The 20627-nt window shown below is 48.3% G+C and carries 4 protein-coding genes; all 4 read right to left on the bottom strand.

Features of this window, described 5'->3' with window-relative positions; genetic code table 11:
- Positions 1 to 149: 149 nt before the first annotated feature.
- The 4 genes from L1077_RS06765 to L1077_RS06750 are packed head-to-tail and all read right to left on the bottom strand — an operon-like array spanning position 150 to position 20617.
- Positions 150 to 4409, bottom strand: coding sequence for a non-ribosomal peptide synthetase (locus tag L1077_RS06765; protein WP_237136138.1), 4260 nt, complete (start codon positions 4407 to 4409; stop codon positions 150 to 152).
- Positions 4406 to 10762 carry a type I polyketide synthase gene (locus L1077_RS06760; protein ID WP_237136137.1) on the bottom strand — a complete coding sequence of 2119 codons (6357 nt, stop codon included), beginning with the start codon at positions 10760 to 10762 and terminating at the stop codon, positions 4406 to 4408. Before L1077_RS06760 ends, L1077_RS06765 begins: the two co-directional genes overlap by 4 nt.
- Entirely contained in the window at positions 10762 to 15009 is a 4248-nt protein-coding gene (locus L1077_RS06755; RefSeq protein WP_237136136.1) for an amino acid adenylation domain-containing protein, read from the bottom strand. Before L1077_RS06755 ends, L1077_RS06760 begins: the two co-directional genes overlap by 1 nt.
- A complete protein-coding gene (locus L1077_RS06750) occupies positions 14981 to 20617 on the bottom strand; it encodes a type I polyketide synthase (protein ID WP_237136135.1) in 5637 nt (1878 codons plus the stop codon). The genes L1077_RS06755 and L1077_RS06750 overlap by 29 nt, the downstream gene beginning before the upstream one ends.
- Positions 20618 to 20627 lie beyond the last annotated feature (10 nt).

The raw sequence follows: 20627 nt of genomic DNA, 5'->3' as shown, positions 1-20627 counted from the left end.
TTCATAAATTGCCAACTTCACCCAATGGTGAGCTAGCAAACAGTGAAAAATGAACTTAGCTTAGGCACCTCTTCTCACATCACCTCAATGTGCTTTTAAACTAAGTTCGGCCCCGATTGCGGGGCCATAGGTGCCAATCATGGCTTTGTTTAGTTAGTTAGATACGCAGTGATATGCTCTGAGATTTGTTCAGTGCCCGCAGTATCATGCATTGTGAAGTGATTACCCACTACCTCAAAAGGCACTACTTTTAATGAAACCTCTTGCCAACCTGATCGCAAGCTGTCGCCCTGCCCTGCAAGACGCTCTGCAGCGCTGAAGTAAAGGATTTCCTTATTCAAGGCATTTGCTTGATACGCTGATAGCGCACTGAGGTTGGCACGATAGATAGGCAGCAATTGCGCTATTTCATCAGGACCGAGTGAATTTGTGGCCTGTGCAAGACGTGCTCGCAACACAGCGCAGCGGCGCTCAGGTTCAATATCTTGAAGCTCGGAAAATACAGCCTCGCTGAGCTCACCAGTTTCAGCCAGCAGGTGCAATAAGACCTCATCATCTTTAGAGGCTTGATGGTTTGTACTCACACTTGGCAGAGTTGAATCCGCTATCGCAATCATGCCGACTTCGCGCCCATCAGCAAATAGCTGGTGCGCCATTTCAAATGCAATAACGCCGCCCATCGACCAACCATACAAGTGATAAGGACCTGCTGGGTAACGTGTAATAATCTCCTTCACATACTGTGCAGCCATCATTTTGATATCATCGAGCGGTTCAGCTTCGCCCTCCAAGCCTAAAGCCTGTACACCATAAATACTGCGTGATGTCCCAAGTGATTCAGCCAAAGCTTGGTAGCAAAATGCACTGCCGCCCACCGGATGAATACAAAACAGTGGCGCCTCTGAGCCACCACTTTGCAGCGGCACCAGCAGGCTCTCTTGCCAATGCTTATTCTCTTGGATTGCCAGCGCCAAGGTACTTGGGGTCGGGTGTTGAAATAGCACACTGAGCGGCACTTCAATACCAAGCCTTGTTCGTAGTATAGATAGCAGTCGCATTGATAAGATTGAGTGGCCGCCTAGGTCAAAAAAGTTATCGTGAATGCCAACCCGTGATGTACCAAGTAACTCAGCAAATGTCTCACATAAATCCGCTTCCAAACTGTTGCGCGGCGCACTGTACGATGGGCTTGTCTCGCACAGCTGCGCGTCGGGTACGGTTAATGCGCGTCGGTCAATTTTGCCACTGGGCGTCAGTGGTAAAGTATCCACAAAGACAAAGCGCGTTGGGATCATCCAATCAGGTAACAACGCGCGTAAATGTGATTTAAAATCATATAGTTGTGGCGGCTCACCGGCCATATCATCTAACCTAACCCAAGCAACTAGCTGCTTACTCTCACCTTCTCCCCAGGCATCAACCACCACAGCTTTAACCAAAGCATGTGATAGCAATGCACTTTCAACTTCGCCACACTCAATTCGAAAACCGCGTACTTTAACCTGTGTATCTACTCGGCCCAGATATTCGAGTGTGCCATCGGATAACTGTCGACAAAGATCGCCAGTGCGATAACAAGGTGTTTCACTCTCGCTGTTCAGCGGATCAGCAATAAATCGTTGCGCGTTAAGTTCAGGCCTATTCAGATAACCTCGAGTAACCCCAGCTCCACCAACATACAGCTCTCCAGGGATACCAACAGGCACAGGCTGTCCCCATTGATCTAAGATATAGACGTGTAAATCTGAGATAGGCATGCCAATGTTGCTTGAGGTATTCTCTGCATCTTGTGGCTGTAACACATGCAAAGTCACATGCACCGTCGTTTCGGTAATCCCATACATGTTTACCAGCGTTGGTCCCCGCTCACCGCGATGTGTATACCAAGGTTTTAAGCGTGCTGGCGCGAGCGCCTCACCGCCAAAAATGACCCAACGCAGTGCCAGCGATGCTCGTTGCGGTGCACTTAACGTTTGCTCATACTCTATCAACTGATAAAAAGCAGACGGCGTTTGGTTTAAAACACTTACTCGCTTTTCTTTCAATAGCTGATAAAACAATGCCGGTGTTCGAGTCGCCGTATAGGGCACAATAACCAGCGAACCACCATAGATAAGCGCCCCCCAGATCTCCCACACTGAGAAGTCAAAAGCATGTGAGTGAAACAATGTCCAAACGTCATCACGACCAAATTGATAGGTTGATTGGGTAGAGTCAAAAAGCCGAACAATGTTGCGATGCTCAACACACACGCCTTTTGGCTTACCCGTACTCCCCGAGGTATAAATGATATAAGCAAGGTTATTTGAACCACAGAGCGGCTCTGGATTTTCGGTGCACTCTTTTGCTATCGCTGCTGAGGACATATCTAACGTCTGCACCTCACACTTTGGCAAACGCGCTTGTGTCGCCTCATGGCACAGTAATACTTGAAGATCGGCATCCTCGACCATAAAACTCAGGCGGTCTGCCGGATATTCAGGATCAAGGGGAACATAAGCACCACCCGCTTTGAGGATTGCCAAAATACCAACCACAATGTCGATTGAGCGCTCAACAAACAAGCCAACCAACACATCTGGGCCGACGCCCTTGCGGCGTAAATGATGTGCCAAGCGATTAGCCCGCACATTGAGTTCACCATAACTCAGCTGCTGCGTTTCAAAGATCACCGCCGTTGCATCTGGGTTGCTTGCTGCATGTTGTTCAAACAAGGTGTGGGCACATGTTGTCCTTGGCACATGCTCACTGCTGACAGATGGCTTTTTCACCCACATTTGTTGCTCAGACTCCGTCAGCAAAGGGAGCTGTGCAATCGATGTGTGTGGCTCATGTACCACCGCCTGTAAAATCACTTCAAAATGACCCAGCATGCGCTGGATCCTGTCCTCATCAAACAGTGCCACATTATATCTAAACATGCCTGATAAAGACTGCCCAGCCACATCCAATACATCAAGGCTCAAGTCAAACTGGCCTTCTTGCTGAGGCATTTTAAAGGGCTCAAGTGTCAGCCCAGCACTGTGAATAGTTTGACTTTTACTGCTACTCGTCGCCGAATAAGCGGGCGATAACACATGGCCTTGCTGCGGTTGTTGAAGGTTAAATTCCACCTGAAAAAGTGGAAACCTATCGCTCTCTCTTTGCAGCGCTAAACGCTCAATTAATAACAGCGACGGGTAATCTTGATGCGCCAACGCCTCTAACGTCGTATGCTGCATGTGTGTCAAAAATGAGGCAAAACTTTGCTGTGGTTCTAGTTTTCCACGCAGTACAATAAAATTAAAAAAGCAGCCGCAAATATCTTTAAATTCATCAAGGCTGCGACCCGCCGCCGCTGATCCAACCCAAATATCTTGTTGCCCAGTATAGCGATGCAAGAGTACTTGAAAACAAGCCAACAGCACCACGTATAAGGTGCTGCCAGTACCATTCACATACGTTTTCAGCTGTTCCGTCAAGGCTTTTGACAGAGTAAAATTAACGGAAGCACCTATATTTAGCTGCTGCGCTGAACGAGCTCTGTCCGCCGGTAAATCAAGGGGCGCTGGCGGATCGGACAACTGCTTTTGCCAATAAGACCAAAGACGTTCTCCTGCATTACTGGAGAACAGCGCATTTTGCCAACTGACATAATCTTGATAACACCAAGGTAAAGGCGATAGGTCTGAAGGACGATGTCCCTTTATAGACTCATATAAAGATAAAAACTCAGACATTAAATTCCATAACGACCAACCATCAAACACAATATGGTGGATGGTCATTAATAAGACATGCTTGTCCTCTGCTTGAGTGATTAAATGCGCTCGAAATAATGGGCCCTCTTCTAAGTCAAACGGACGCAAATAAGCCTCCCTGACTTTTTTAAACACGCCCTCTTCACTGTCTTTGTCAGCAACTTGTAACGTTAATTCGACCCCTTGATGAGCATGAACCTTTTGCATTGCTTGCCCATCTTGTTCAAAAAATGTGGTTCGCAGCGATGGGTGTCTATCTGACAATGCTTGCAGTGCAGACTGAAGTACCTCAGTGTCCAATTTAGACAAAATGCGCCACGGCATGGCCACATTATATGCCGGGCTTTTTGGCGCATTTTGGTATAAAAACCAAAATGCCTGTTGCCCATAAGACAGCTCAAAAATCGACGTCCGATCACACCGTTGCAATGCAGGCAATTGCAAATAGCCGCCTGCGTGATCTGGCTCTGGTTGGCTAATCGCTGCACTTGGTGGCCGCATCAAATAAGTGAGAATATCCCCCTTATTGGCCTTTAACTGCGCCTTCAAAGCGGGTGAGATCCCCGCCGTTGAGGTACGCACTTTTAACTTGCCATCTTCAACCCAAATCCGACAGCCAATTTCCTTGAGATCAGCAAGTAGTGAACGAACCGTTTCCGCCGCACTCATAGCTCAAACTCCTCTTCACCCACTTGCAACGCCTCTGTGGGTTTAACATTAACCCCTTGCCGAGGATCTAGCTCTGATGCCAAGTCTAATACAGTGGTGCCTGCTTTCATGATTTGCGCCATGGATAGCTCAGCTCCCAGTTCTGAGCGGATCCGATTTCGCAGCTCAATCGTCATCAAAGAATCAAGCGCCATACTATTTAGCGGCTGTTGAACATCAATTTGCCTTGCGGTCATGCCAAGCACTGCACTCAATTTATTACGAATAAACTCAGTCAATATGGGGGCGTACTCGTCATCACTGGCTTGCGCTAATTGCTGTTTAATCCCAAGCGTATTAGCCACAGGCACGTCATCCGAAGCCAATACAGATAGAAAATGAGGTACTTTAGGTAACTGACTGAAGAAACGGGTCCAATTTACTGGCAAAACGCCAACTTGTGCATGATGGGCTTGGTGCAACAAGCTTGTTAACTGAGCCATGCCTTGCTCAGGTGCAATTGGGGTCACCCCCATGGCATGCAAGCGACTTTGCTCTCGTTCGTGACCGGGCATTCTGGCTGCCATCCCGATACTGGCCCAAGGGCCCCAGTTTATTGACAATGCAGGTAAGCCCATTTGTCTGCGGTAGTGAGCCAAGCTATCCATAAAGGCATTAGCACTTGCATAGTTTGCCTGTCCAGCTGATCCCAACAGAGAAACCGTTGAAGAAAAGCACACAAAAAAATCCAGCGCGCTATTTTTTGTCAATGTATGAAGGTGCCAGCTGCCTAAAACTTTAGGTGCCATCACGCGCTCAAAACGCGCCTTATCTTGTTGCACTAGCACGCCATCATCCAACAGCCCAGCCGCATGAATAATGCCTTTTAATGCCGGCATGTCTGCGTCTATCTGGTTAAATATATCGGTTACTTGGGCTTCATTGGCAACGTCTGCCCTGATAACACGAACCTGCACGCCAGTCGCTTGCAACTGCGCAATCACATTTGCGGCTTGTTCCGTCGGTGCGCGTCTTGCAGTTAAAACAAGATGGCGAGCGCCTTGCTTCGCTAGCAGTGTGGCGACTTCTAATCCTAAATCACCCAGTCCACCAGTGATAAGATAAGTCGCATCTTGGCACACAGGTGTCTGATTTTCCTCACTTGAAGGCACAGTCAAAATGACTTTTCCACTGTGCCTTGCCTGCTGCATGTAGCGGAACGCATTAATTGCATGGCTGATTGGAAAAGCTCTGAATGGCAGAGGCTTAAGCTCACCTTGCTTAAATAGCCACATGAGCTTTTTCATCATGCCTTGCACTAAATCTGGCTGGTCTTGACCCAATTGCGCTAGGTTTATCTGATGGTATGCCAATTTAGGGTTAAATGCCTGAACCTGCTCAGGCAGCCATGTGTTGACCACTGAGATCTCTAAAAAGCGCCCACCCGTTCGCAATACTGATAAGCTTTTTGGAATAAAGTTATCTGAAGTCAATGAATTTAAAACTACATCTACCCCTTCCCCATGGGTCACTGCCATGATCTGCTCGGCAAATTCCGTGGTACGAGAATGCATGATGTGTTGAACGCCCATCGCTTCAAGTTGCGGCCATTTACTGGGACTTGCAGTGGCAAATACCTCTGCACCTGCAAGCTGTGCAATTTGTATCGCCGCCATACCAACGCCACCGGAACCCGCATGGATCAGCACTCGCTCCCCTTTAGACAATTTGGCAAGTTCGTTCAGTGCATACCAAGCAGTTAAGAACACCACAGGGATAGTCGCTGCGGCTTCAAAGCTAAGCTGCTCAGGTTTGGCCACCACTTCACTTGCGTCAACCAGCACGTACCTGCTGAAGCTATCCGGTGCTGCTGCAATGACGGCATCCCCGACATTAAACTCTGTGACACCTTCGCCAACAGCCACGATTTCGCCCGCGCACTCTCCACCAAACGGGGGACTGCCCGGATACATGCCTAATGCATTGAGCACATCTCTAAAATTTAGGCCCGCAGCACGCACTTGGATCTCAACTTGACCTTGTTTTGGTGCTGGGCGAGAGACATTCACAAGCGCCAGCGCATCGAGCGCACCTTTTTCAGCCATCTGCATATTAAATGCGCCTTGAGGCAAATCTAGCTCATCTTTTACTCCCTTTGGATCATGCTGTACCAACCTCGCGACAAAGCGATCATGACCATGTAAAGCAATTTGATCTTCACTATTATCCGCGCCAAGTTCAGCATATAAAGGCCCAATGTCATCAATTTGGCTCAGGTCAACACATGTACAGGCCAACTCCGGGTGCTCCATCGCGATCACCTTGCCTAAGCCCCACAGAGGCGCTTGCGCTACGGCTATCTCTGAGATATTGGCACCAGTACTGACCGCATTGTGAGTCACCAGCCACAGCTTGCTCGACCAGCCCAGTTCAGCCATTGCCTGTACCAAGTGTAAGGTACCTGCACAGACAAGATCTTGTGCTTGCAGCAATGATTGTTGGCATAACTCGTCAGAATCAGGGGCGTCTAAGCTCCACAAGTTAATCACCGCCACAGGCGCGCTAGATTGCTCGGTGTAATAGTGATTTAAAAGCTGTTTAAATTCAGTTGGATCGGATGGGTTCACTGCTAATTTAGCATCACTTTGGGCACTATCAGCTCGGCTACCCGTGCTGGCATAAACCAACACACAAGATTTACCCTCTTGTTCTAGTTTGTCTGCTAGTTTTTTCCCTGTGCCCTGTTTATCCGCCAATATCAACCAAGTACCTTGGCCAATATTATTAAGGTGAACTTTAGAAATGAGCTGTTGTTGTTGCCACTCTATCTGATAAAAGTCGTTCGACTGGTTTTTAAAGTGGTGCATCACTGTCGCGTCAGCCACACGGCCAATTTTAAATCCGGTGACTTCAGCAACCAATTTACCTTGGCTATCAAATAAGGCGATATCCGTGATCACTTGATCATCACTTTGCTCAATCAAACGCACAAAGCTCCATAGCTGTTGCACGCCTTGCTGATGAACCGTCAATGCATCCAAGCCGATCGGCATAAAAGTCCCTTCAGAAGGCTTGGCAACGGCAGCACCTAAGATTTGAATACAAGCATCAAACAGGGCTGGATGAAGATGATAGTGAGAGAGTTCATTGGTGGTGATACATTCGGGCAATTGAACGTGTGCCAAGGACATTGAGTTGCCTTTTTGCAACTGCGTGATGCCACGAAAACTTGGTCCATAATAAACACCGCGCTCATCGGCCATACTGTAATGTTCATCAACACTTAACTCAACAGGGCATTGAGCTTGTAATTCCGCTGACGTCACTACACGTGGCGAAGAGGTTGGCACGCTCGCGGCGAGTTTCCCTGATGCATGTACCTGCCATACTGATCCATCTTGTTGGCTCAATATTTTAAACTCATAGCCATGCTCACTCGGGCTTAAAACCACTTGCATGATCTGAGAACCTGTCTGCTCCAAGATCAGAGCTTGCTCAAACCTAATGTCTTGTATATGCAGTGTGTCCTGTGCAGCAGTCACCGCTTTACCCGCAGCCATGGCCATCTCAAGGTAACCCGTCGCAGGAAATACCATGGCATCAAAAAAGCGATGCTCACTCAGCCAAGTCGTTACCGACACATCCACTTCAGACTCAAAGTAAATCTTATCTGAGTCAGCCAAACGCAGCTTTTTGCCCAGTAAAGGGTGCAGTTTAGGATCTTGGTAAGTGCGTGGCTTTGAGGTCTTTTTTTCAACCCAGTGGCGTTCACGCTGAAACGGATAGGTCGGCAGGTGCACTTTACTTCGCGCATAATCAGCATCAACTGCGAGCCAATCAACCTCGCCTCCTTGGTTGTGCCACTGCCCTAGGCTTTCTAACAATTGCTGCCAATCAGGCTTGTTATCTCGCAAGCTTGAGAGCTGAATAATCTCGGTATCATCCGCTAAACACTGCCTTGCCATGCCAAGCAGAACAGGCTTTGGACCGACTTCCAGTAACACCTGAATACCCTGTTTTTGCAGTGTCTCGACACCCGCAGCAAAGCGCACCGGTTGGCGCACCTGTTTCACCCAATAAGCAGCTGAGCAAAGCGCTTCACCACTCATATCTCCACTAACCGTCGAGCAAATGGGTAGCTTAGGCTTCGCATAACTAACCGCCGTTGCGACCTTTTCAAACTCATCTAACATGGGCGTCATCATCACAGAATGAAAAGCATGAGACACGGCCAGTTTTTTACCTTGGATCCCTTGCTCAGATAAGCCCGCAGCAAGCTGTTCAATCGCATCTGCCCCTCCAGAGAGCACCACACTTTGCGGGCCATTTATCGCCGCAATTGAGAGCGCATTGCTATCAGCAATCAAGGATTGCGCTTTGGCCTCGCTGATTGGCAATGCCAACATTTCACCGCCAAGGCACAGCATGTGCATCAAACGACCTCGCGCTGCGATAAGTGTTAACGCATCTTCTAAACTGAATACACCTGCAATACACGCTGCGACGTATTCACCCACACTGTGTCCCATCAAGACATCTGGCTTTACACCCCATGACTGCCATAGCTTCGCGAGGGCATACTCAATGCAAAATAATACAGGCTGCGTATACACCGTCTGATTGATGTCAGTTGGCGCCTCACTTTGCTCATAAAGTAGTTTCAGTAACGGCACATTTAATGGACGCAAAATTGCATCGCACCGCATCAGTGTATTTCTAAACAACGGCTGCGTTTCAAACAGCGTGCGACCCATACCAAAATATTGTGCGCCTTGGCCGGTAAATAAAAAGGCCGTTTTTGGTGCGGCTTCTGTGGCAATACCTTGCTGGTACTGATGGCTTCGCAATTGGGCTTGAGCCTCACTAATAGAGCCTGCAACCAAGCTTAAGCGATGTGCAAAGTGGCTCCGCCCTTGTGCAGCGCTATAGCAAACATCCGCAAAATCTGACTGTGGATTTTCAGTAAACCAACGGTCATATGACGCGATTAGGGCATTCAAGGCCGGTGCGGTTTTAGCCGACAACGTCAATAAATGTTGCGGGCGCTGCGCATTGACTTCAGGTGCTTGACCGACAATATTCGGCGCTTCTTCAAGGATGACATGGGCATTGGTGCCGCCAATGCCAAACGAGCTCACCCCGGCACGGCGGGGCTCATCTTCACTTTGCCAATCTGCCAATTCGGTATTCACGTAAAACGGGCTATTGGCAAAATCAATATTGGGATTGGGTGACTGGTAATGCAAACTGGGTGGAATTTGTCGGTTTTTCAGCGCCAGCACGGTTTTAATTAACCCTGCTACGCCCGCTGCTGCATCGAGGTGGCCAAAATTAGATTTCACTGTGCCAATTGGGCAAAACCCGACTTTGTCAGTCGATTCTCTAAATACACGAGTCAGTGCGGCGATTTCAATAGGATCGCCAAACGCGGTCGCAGTGCCGTGTGCTTCAATATAAGAAATGGACTCTGGTTCAACATCAGCAATGGCCTGTGCTTCCATCACCACCGCCGCTTGCCCTTCGGCACTGGGCGCTGTGTACCCTACTTTTTGCGCACCATCATTGTTGATGGCAGAGCCTTTAATAACAGCGTGAATGGTATCCCCATCCGCCATTGCTTCTGTTAATGGCTTTAACACCACAATGCCTGCGCCATTCCCAAATAAGGTGCCTTTAGAGTCCGCATCAAAACTGCGGCAATGTCCATCAGGAGAGAAGATCATGTCCTCCTGATAGAGATAACCGCTTTTTGCAAAGTTGCGAATAGCCACGCCACCAGCAAGGGCAACGTCACATTCACCATTGAGCAGATTCTGACACGCCATATGAATCGCAACTAAGGCACTAGAACAGGCAGATTGAATAGTGACAGCCGGTCCTCTCAAATCTAGCTTGTATGCGATGCGAGTACTCAAGTAATCTTTTTCGTTACCTGCCAGTCCAGCTAGCCCGACATCCTCTGGCGTGAGGTGGTCAAAAAAGTAGCTATTAAGTGCAGCGCCTGCATAAACACCAACCACTTCCTCTGTCTCACCCGCTTTAAAACCTGCGTCTTCTAATGCCTCCCACGCACACTCCAAAAAGATCCGCTGCTGCGGATCCATGATCTGCGCTTCTTTGGGGGCAAAACCAAAAAAGTCGGCATCAAACATATCGACATCAAAAGGCGTTGGGCTTGCTTTCACATAGTTAGGCATCGCCAGCAGATCAGGATCAACGCCCGCATCTAATAGTTCTTGATCAGAGAAAAAAGAAACAGACTCCTTCCCCTCTCTGAGATTTTCCCAAAACGTCTTTATATTTGGCGCTCCTGGGAAGCGACAAGACATACCAATAATCGCAATATCAGACTCATGAGGTAAATGCGCGCCCATCAGCTACCCTCCTGCGGGTTTGATCGATGTTTTTTACGTGCTTGCTTGCGTCGCTGCGTTGAGCCTCGGCGATCTTGTCGTTTATCTGCCTTACTGGCTATTGCCTCTTCTACCTTCTCCTCTTGACCAAGATAACGCGCAAGCGCATCTATCGTTGAGTGCTGGAATAGCTTGGTAACGGGGATCTCTTGGTGATAAATTTCCCTCAGCTTAGATTGCATCCTGACAATCAGCATGGAGTCTCCCCCGGCTTCGAAAAAGTTATCATGAATACCGATATTGTCATGTCCCAACAACGCTGCCCAAATCTGCGCAATGGACTTTTCAAGTGCACTGTCCGGCGCCACAAATTCAGGTTTCTCGATTTCTTGATTGTCAATTTGCGCGTGTAAGGCCTTGCGGTCCACCTTGCCATTGGCTGTTAATGGCAAGGCCTCAAGTAGCTCAAACGTACTCGGCACCATATAATCTGGCAGTCTCGCGCTGACGAAGTCTTTCAATTTATCTGCAAGAGACGCTGTTTTTGACACCGGACGCGACAGTTTACGCGTCTGCTCAGGATCAATGCCTCCGCCAAGGAAGGTATACAGGGGTAAATGACGCTCACCTAACCCAAATAGTGCCTCGACTGCAGAGAGATCCTGCTTGCCAATCGGGCAAAGGCCAATACCATGGCGTGTCGAAGACTCCATCAACATCTGACCTATATGTCCGGCTTCTAGAAGTGAAAAGCGCTCGGAGTAATGCGCATATAAAGGCTCTATGGCACTGAGATCACTGATCAAGAAAATTGCAAACGCGGCTTCCTCATAAATATCAATGTTGCCAGCAAATACTTGCTCGCCTATGTCATTTGTTTTGGCCATTTGCAGTAGCGAGTTTCTCACTGGATGATGGTAATACACACCGCCTTCGAGTCCTGCTACGCGGTTTGGTTTGACGTATACGTAACACTGAACAGGATACAAGCTACCTGCGGATGGGTAGCGATACTTAGGGAGAGGTGTCTCCTCAAGCGTTACTGCACTTAGGTGTGACAACAACTGACCAAGGTGCTCTTGTGCTAATGGGTCTTGACGAAACTCACGGTAACTTTGTCGTGTCAGCCAAGCTGACTCCACCACCTCTGGCGCGGCAATGGGGATTTCAACCATGCCGTCTTCCACTTTGCGTACACCCGGCTGCGTCAGTTTAAATTCTAACCCTGCAAACTGATCTAAGATCACCTCCTCTTGCTCTGCCTGTTCACTATCGCCACTAGGCTGCCCAGTTCCTTCAGGCACCACAAATGCCGCCAACGATTGCAGGCTGCGCTCACCGCCCACAGCGGTAACAACCGCATCACGAATGCCCGGGTATTCACTGATCACAGATTCTATTTCATTTAACTCAATGCGATGACCTCGGATCTTCACCTGAAAGTCAGAACGCCCCATGATCTCTAAATTACCATCTGGTAGATAGCGAGCGAGATCGCCACTCTTATACAGGCGCTCACCGGTTTGCGGATGAGTGATAAAGGTTTCATTGGTTTTTTGCGCATCTCCCCAATACCCTTTTCCTAAGCCTCGACCGCCCACGTATAAATCACCCGTCACCCAAACAGGGCGAGGCTCTAACTTATCGTTTAGGACATGTAGGGTTTGGTTCGCAAGTGGTTTACCATATGGGATACTTGTCCAACTGGGGTCAACCTCTTCAATCACATAATGATTGTTCCAAATCGAGGTTTCTGTTGGGCCACCTAATCCAACAATCATCACATCCGACGACAATTGACGAATGCGATCCGGTAAATCAACAGGGATCCAATCACCGCTCATCATAACCAGTCGCATACTCGATGCTAAATCACCTCCACTGGACTCAAGGTAATCCACCAACATTTGCTGAAGCGCAGGAACTGTGTTCCAAAGCGTAACCTGATGCGTATTTATCAACTCTCGCCAGTGAGCGGGGTCGCGCAGCCCGCCATGTTCGGGGATCACCAACGCGCCCCCTGCGCTCAAAAGACCAAATACATCGTAAACGGATAAATCAAAGTTAAGCGCAGAGAGACAAATTGCTCTGTCTTTCTCTGTGACCCCCAATTTGCGATTCACATCTAAAATCGTATTGACTGGACCACGATGCGGTAGCATGGTCCCTTTTGGCTTGCCTGTTGAGCCTGAGGTGTACAGCACGTAGGCAAGATCTTCGGCACTGATTGAGACATCTGCTACTTCGGTATTTTGCTGTGCTAGATTCTCATCAGTGATGATAAGTTGCAGCGAATCAGCGGGCCACGCTAGCGTCTCAAATTGCGGCTGTGTTAATACCAAGCTCACTTGCCCATCGGCTAAAATAGCGTGGCGACGAGCATCAGGTTGATGCGCATCCACTGGCAAATAAGCAGCACCTGACATCAAGACACCCAGCACAGCAACAATTTGCTCCCACCCTTTTTCCATTGCCACAGCAACTAAGGTATTGGGCTTTGCACCTTGTTGCTGTAGCCAATTAGCAGTGCGCTTAGCAAGGTCTAGTAACTCACCATAGGTCAAGGTTCGAGACGCAGAGATCACCGCGATTGCATCTGGGTTTTTTATGGCTTTCGCTATAAATAATTCGTGTAAAAGCGCTTCTGAAGGCGTTTGCGCAGTGTCATTGATAAGCGCACGATGCATCAATTGAGTCGCTAACAACTCATCTTGGAATGACGCCTTTTGCCACGCTGTTTCATCGGTGGCCAGCAAGGTAAGCATGTCACAATACGCATTAAACATGCTTTCTAATAATCCTGCAGGGAAGCGCTCCTCAACGCAGTCCCAACTCACAATCAGCTCACCTTTAATTTCCGCCAATTGATGATCAAAGAGCACTTGAGGGGTTTGCGTGATGCCATATACCGAGTCGCCAAGCCATCCTTTTGGTGACATGTCGCCTGCAAAGCTTTCCTGCTCAGAGCCTGACCACAAGGTACTGGTGAATACAATTGGCATGGTGACATACGCCCCTTTGCGACGTCGTGTCATCTCTCTTAACACGCCAACAGCACTGATGGCATTGTGACTTAAATCTTCCCATAACTGCCGCTGGATACGCACGGCACGGCGCTCAAACGACTCAGTGGTGGTGTTGTCAATTTCGACTAACATCGGAGAGGTGAAATCACCCACAATATCATTGACCTGAGGGTGCAAGCGGTCAAACTGCGTGACATTAAGAATAAAGTGCGAGCTCTTACTCCAAATACTTAAGATTTCCGCAAACACAGCGGTCAAAATACTCGAAGGCGTCAACCCCAATTTGGCGCCTCGTGCTTTGAGTTTGCCCCAAACATCAGCGGGGATGGTATCGTGTCTGCGGCTAAACCGGACTTGAGTATCTTCGTCCACTGCGGGCACCAAAGGTAGCTCTGCTGAGGGTGGTAGGTTATCAATACGGTCAAACCAGTAATCACATGACTTTTTGTAATATGCTGTCTCTTGGATTTTGTCCGTGGCCAGCACATAATCACGGAAGTTCAGCGGTAACGGTGGCAGCGCAACCTCTGGCTGATTCATCATTTGATATAGCTCTTTGTAGAGCAAAAACCCGCTGTAACCGTCAACCACCAGCATGTCGACACTGACAAATAGCCTAACCGACTGCGAGCCAGTACGCACCGCTTTAATATCAAAAATAGGCCAAGTATAAGCATCAATCACTTGATGTGACATCTGCTCACGAAGTTCGGCCAGTTGCGATGCTTTTGCAGCTTCTGGCTGTGCACTCAGATCCGTCACCTCAATGGTATAGGGCGGAATTTCTTGCGGTGAAAGGACTCTTTGCTGACCATCGGGTAACATCACAACCCGCAACATATCGTGGCGGTCTATAAGCTGTCGGCAGACCTGATTAAACGCTGCAAACTGTGCCTCGTCATAAGGGCAATCAATTTCGTGATACCAGTGACAAGCAAACCCACCAAAGTCAAAGCTACTTTGTCGGCCTAACATGTAAGCTTGCTGAATTTCTGTGAGTGGGAAAGGCAAAAAGCGCCCCTCCGGATCTGCCTCTACAGTCGGTAATGCCTCACTGATATAAGCAAGTTGCTCTTTGCCCGTATTTGCCTGTTGCTTTTTGGTTTCCACTTCAGCGCGCAATTTCTGTTGAAGTAGTGCGCGCTTTTGTTCCGTCGTCAGGGCTTGTTTATTGTCTTGGGTGTTGTTCATTAGGTTAACCTGCTTAATTGTTCTAACCGAAATATTCATCAAAAAGCGCATCGATCTGCTCACCACTTAACTCTGCTGAGTCCAATTGGTTGAGCAGCGCTTCTTTTTCATCAGTTGGCGTCTGAACGAGCAGTGCACCAAGTTGACCGGCCAGATCCATCACGCTGATGTCGTTCATAATATTGGCCATGGGAATATCGATATTGAGCTCAGTTCGGATCCGATTTCTAAATTCCACTGCGCGCAGTGAGTCCAGCCCCATGGTATTGAGATGCTTGTGGACATCGACTTGCGCTGTGTCCATTCTCAATACCTCAGCAAGGCTACTTTGGATAAACTCCGCCAACATCCGGGCATGATCCTCAGCGCTCGCTTGTTCAAGCAGGTGTTTAATAGAGAATGACATATCATTATCAGACTCATTGCGTGTCAGTTCAGATAAGAAAGGCGGCACCTGTACCGGATAGAACATTTCCAAGAATTTAGCGCTGTCGCCTGGTAGTACGGCATTACAGGTCACATCTGGACGAGTGATTAAATTATCTAAAATCGCCAAGCCAGATGCAGCGTCTAGAATGAACTCACTCTGTGATTTATTTACTCCCTCATCAATATCCGCTGACATCCCGCCATCAGCCCATACACCCCAATTGACACTGAGCGCGGGCAGTCCTTGCTGAGCACGTAACTGGGCAAGTGCATCCATAAAGGTGTTAGCTGCAACATAGCTGCCCATACCAAGACCACCTAACAGGGCAGACAAAGAAGAAAAACACACAAAGAAATCGAGCTCTAGGTCTTTAGACAATTGATGTAGGTGCCAACTTCCCTCAACTTTTGCGCTCATCGCCTGACTAAAGCGCGCCCAACCTTGGTGCGTTAACGCGTCTTGGTCCATCACACCCGCTGCGTGAATAATGCCTTTCAGTGACGCCCCCTGACCTGCAATCTCATTAAACAGCCTAGTCGCTTGTACCTCATCAGCGATATCTGCGTTTACAAGCTGTATCTCGGCACCGCGAGCTTGCAACTGTGCAATCACAGCGTTTGCCGCGTCAGATGGTGCACTGCGCCCAGTTAATACTAGCTTGCGCGCCCCCTTTTCGACCATCCAGTTAGCCAACATGAGTCCCAGCCCACCTAAACCACCTGTGATCAGATAGCGACTGTGCGCATTTAGCTCAGTCAAGGTCGCGCTTTCATCTTGCGGTGCGCTGATAACGCGGGGCACATGTCGAGCGCCTGCTGTGTAAGCCACTTGGTCTTCATGATCATCAGAGATAATTTCTCTCACCAAGTCACCCACACTCGGGTTATCTATTATGCCGCCCCATAATTGCGGGTGTTCTTGAGCTATCACTTTTCCAAGTCCCCACAAGCTCGATTGGGCAATATTCAACGGATGCGTTTGTTGCGCCACTTGCACGGCATTGCGTGTTACCAGCCACAGCTTGCAAGACTCAGCATGCTCAGCTTGCGCTTGAAGCAGATGCAAGACACTTGCACAGCTCAATGATTGCGCATCTGTGAGCGCTGTTGCACTTAACTCTGTACTTGTCGGTGTGTCGAGACTCCAAAGATGCACGACGCCTTTAAGTGGTGTAGTTTCATTCGCACATACTGTTGCAAGCAGAGCTTTAAATTGCGCCGGCGCGCTTGGGTCTAGGTGATAGTGAATACCTTGTGACGAATCAGACGTCGTCAGCGCTGCAACCCCATTTTTTGCATATACTTGCGTGCAAAGATGGCCTGCTTTTTCCAGCTGTTCTGCCAATTGCTGACCTTGCTCACCTGCGTCAGCAAAAATCAGCCAATGTCCGGCCTCAGTGTCATGATTTGACGTGCTGATCTCACTTGGCTGCCAACGTGTCTCATACACGCTCTCTGACAGCAATGCTTGAGTTGGGCGACCTTTTAATAACTCGGTATAGGTCATCCAATTACTCAAGCCCGCCTCATTAATGCGTCTTAGCTCTTGTGCACTTAACTGCGTATCTTTTTCTGCGGTCAGTAATACAAAGCTCGCCAACTCGCGACGTAATAGCCCACCTAATTGATTGTGTGAGCGGATCCCTGCGCGTGCTTCTTCAGTTAAATCAAATGTCGCTAAATTCTCCTCAAAGTGAGGATCTTCAAGGAAATTTGCGATTTCATGGCTGGCATCAATGCAATCAACAACTTTTAAGTTGTTTTTTGTTAACTGCTCAACCCATTCATCTTTGGTGATTAAGAAAGATGATGTTTCACCGTGGTCAATGTCAAACAGCGTATTGGAAATAATATCTGCCAAGACTAATTTGCCGCCTTGATTGAGGTGATTACCTATGTTGGCAAATAGCGCGGTTTTATTTTTAATATGCAGTGCAACTTCAAAACCAAAGATCAAATCAAATTGGTCTGGGAACTCTTCAATGGCACTGTCTCGATTGAACACCGCAACGCGATCTTCTAACCCAAACTTAGCGATCTTTTTATTGGCCGCTTCAAGTTGCTCCCCCGAAATACTGTAGCCTCTGAGTTGCAGGTGCGAGTGCTTTCTGGCCAGCACACAAATGTCTGTGCCAAAACCACACCCAAAGTCCATCACTTTTTCACAGGCATCAAAGTCGACTTTTCTAAATAACACTTCACGCATGGACTTTTGTGCATTGAGTACTAAGCGAGAGTGCTCAGGGTATTTTTGTGCATCAGAAAAGGCCAGTACCCAAGAAAAGCCCGGGACCATGTCAAAAAATGGGCCAAAGTTTAGGAATCGTCCTTCCTCTAAATGATAATCTTGGGTTTCTAAATTTGCCGTAGAATCATAGTACTTAGTTACAGTTCGGCTTCTTTTATCCTGCTCCACAAACACCTGTAACAGTTTCAAACGCTCATGCGGTTCCATCGCCTTTACCTTGTCATCAACAAGGCTATTGAGACGTTTAAACTGCTCAAAATGCGCTAAATCACCTTGGAACAAAAATTCAAGTAAGGGGTGGGTTTCTTCAGGCTGAGCGGCTGTTGCATTCTTTTCTGCTTCAATCCAATAACGTTGGCGCTGGAAAGGATAGCTTGGCAATGACACTTTATTGCGTCCATAGCCCTTATCAAATGCTTGCCAATCTACAAAGCCACCACAGGCATGCCATTGCCCTAAGCTCTCTAAGATTTGCTGCCAATCATCTTCGCCCTCACGTAAGCTGGGTAATTGCACCACAGGGGTATCCGCTGTGAAGCAATGTGATGCCATCCCCAATAACACAGGTTTTGGCCCAATCTCGATAAATGCAGTGACGCCCTGTGCCTCTAACGTTTGCACGCCCGAAGAAAAACGCACCGGCTGGCGAACTTGCTTGACCCAATACTCAGGATCTGTCAGCGCATCACTGACATTTTCCCCTGTGACATTGGAGCATACTGGCAGTGTGGGCAATGCATAATCGATACTTGCGGCAACTTGCTTAAACTCAGCCAACATTGGCGCCATCATGCTTGAATGAAACGCATGGGAAACCGCCAGTGGTTTTGCTTTGATGCCTTGCTGCGCCAAATTCGCTGATAGGGCTGCTATCGACTCACTATCACCAGAAACAACCACGCTATCAGGGCCGTTAATCGCACCAATTGAAACCTTATCTTGCACAGGTGCTATCAACGACAGCGCCTGCGTTTCACTGACAGGCAAGGCTAACATCGCGCCTTTTTCACACAGTGTGTGCATTAAGCGGCCACGGGCTGCAATGAGGGTTAAGCCATCTTTTAAGCTGAAAACATCGGCTATGCAAGCCGCCACATACTCACCAACGCTGTGCCCCATAACGGCATCTGGACGCACGCCCCATGACAGCCAAAGTTTTGCCAACGCATACTCTAATGAAAACAGTACAGGCTGGGTGTATACCGTTTGATTGAGCACCTCAGCGTCAGCATTGTCACTGTAAAGCAAATCCAACAAAGGTACATCCAGTGGGCGTAAGATGTCATCACAGTGCTCTAAGGATTCTCTAAACAGCGGCTGCGTTTCAAATAACTGCTTACCCATATTCAAATACTGCGCACCTTGTCCGGTAAATAAAAACGCGAGCTTAGGCGCATCCTCTGATGCAGTATCAATATGATAAGTTTTATCGCGCAGCTGCTGCTGTGCGTCCTGGATTGAGCTGGCAACTAAGGTCAAACGATGTGCAAAGTGTGTACGCTGATTAGCAGCACTAAAACACACATCAGCCAAGCTTGCTGCTGTCTGCGTGTCTAAGTAATTTGCATAGTTAAGCGCTTGTTGGTTTAGCGCGTCTGCGCTTTTTCCCGACAGGGTTAAGACATGTTTTGGACGTTCTGCTTGATGAGATTCTGGCTGTGTAGCGAGGACTGGCGCCTCTTGTAAAATCACATGCGCGTTGGTACCTCCAATACCAAATGAACTCACCCCAGCACAGCGAGGCTGGCCATCATTGGCTTGCCAGTCCGCCAGTTCACTGTTGACATAAAAAGGGTTGTCATCAAAGTCAATGTTCGGATTTGGCGTATTATAATGCAAGCTTGGCGGCAGTTGCTGATGCTTCAATGCCAGCACAGTTTTGATCAAGCCTGCGATCCCTGCCGCTGCACCAATATGGCCGATATTACTTTTTACCGTGCCAATTGGCAGCTTATCGCCTGTTCGCGCTTCAAATGCAAGGCTTAAGCCTTCAATTTCTATCGGATCGCCAAGGCGCGTGCCGGTACCATGGGCTTCAACATAAGAAATATTGTTCGGATCAACGCCAGACACAGCCAGCGCATCCGCAATGACATCCGCCTGACCTTCAACACTCGGTGCCATATACCCAACTTTCATGCCACCATCATTATTGACCGCAGAGCCTTTGATAACCGCATGAATAATATCACCATCCGCCAACGCATCATCTAAGCGCTTTAATATCACCACCCCCATGCCATTGGTAAATACCGTGCCTGTTGACTGCGCATCAAATGCTCGGCAATGACCGTCGTCGGATACATGCATGTCATCGTAATACACATACCCTTTTTTCTGTGGCAACACTAAGCCCACACCACCGGCAAGTGCCATATCACACTCACCATTGAGTAAATTTTGACACGCCACGTGGACACCCACCAAAGCACTTGAACACGCGGTCGCGATCCCCATGCTCGGCCCAGTGAGATCCAACTCGTATGACACGCGTGTCGCCACATAATCGGCATCATTACCAATCAGTTTCGGGAAAAACTCGAACACATCACGTGATTTATCTGCGGTTTGCAGATTATCAATAATATATGAACTCAGATTGGCACTGGCGTACACGCCAATGGCATATTGATGCGTTTTAGCGGTATAACCCGAATCCTCGAGCGCTTCCCAAGCACATTCAAGAAAAATACGTTCTTGCGGATCTGTGATCTCAGCTTCTCTGGGTGTAAAGCCAAAAAACTCGGCATCAAACATATCGATATCGGGTAAAACGCCCCCAGCTTTGACGTATTCAGGCTGAGCAAGCGTGGCTTGATCAACGCCAGCATCAAGCAGTTCTTCATCAGAAAAAGCAGTAATAGATTCCACCCCATTTTTGAGGTTATGCCAAAATGTCTCGATGCTTTTTGCACCGGGAAAACGGCAAGACATGCCAATAATGGCAATATCCGAATCATTTATATTTGGTAAATTCGTCATCGTATTTTCC

This window comes from Pseudoalteromonas luteoviolacea (assembly GCF_021654285.1).
Lineage (GTDB): Bacteria > Pseudomonadota > Gammaproteobacteria > Enterobacterales > Alteromonadaceae > Pseudoalteromonas > Pseudoalteromonas luteoviolacea_J.
The sequence above is the reverse complement of the archived record's forward strand: the minus strand, read 5'-3'. Positions and strand labels throughout refer to the sequence as shown.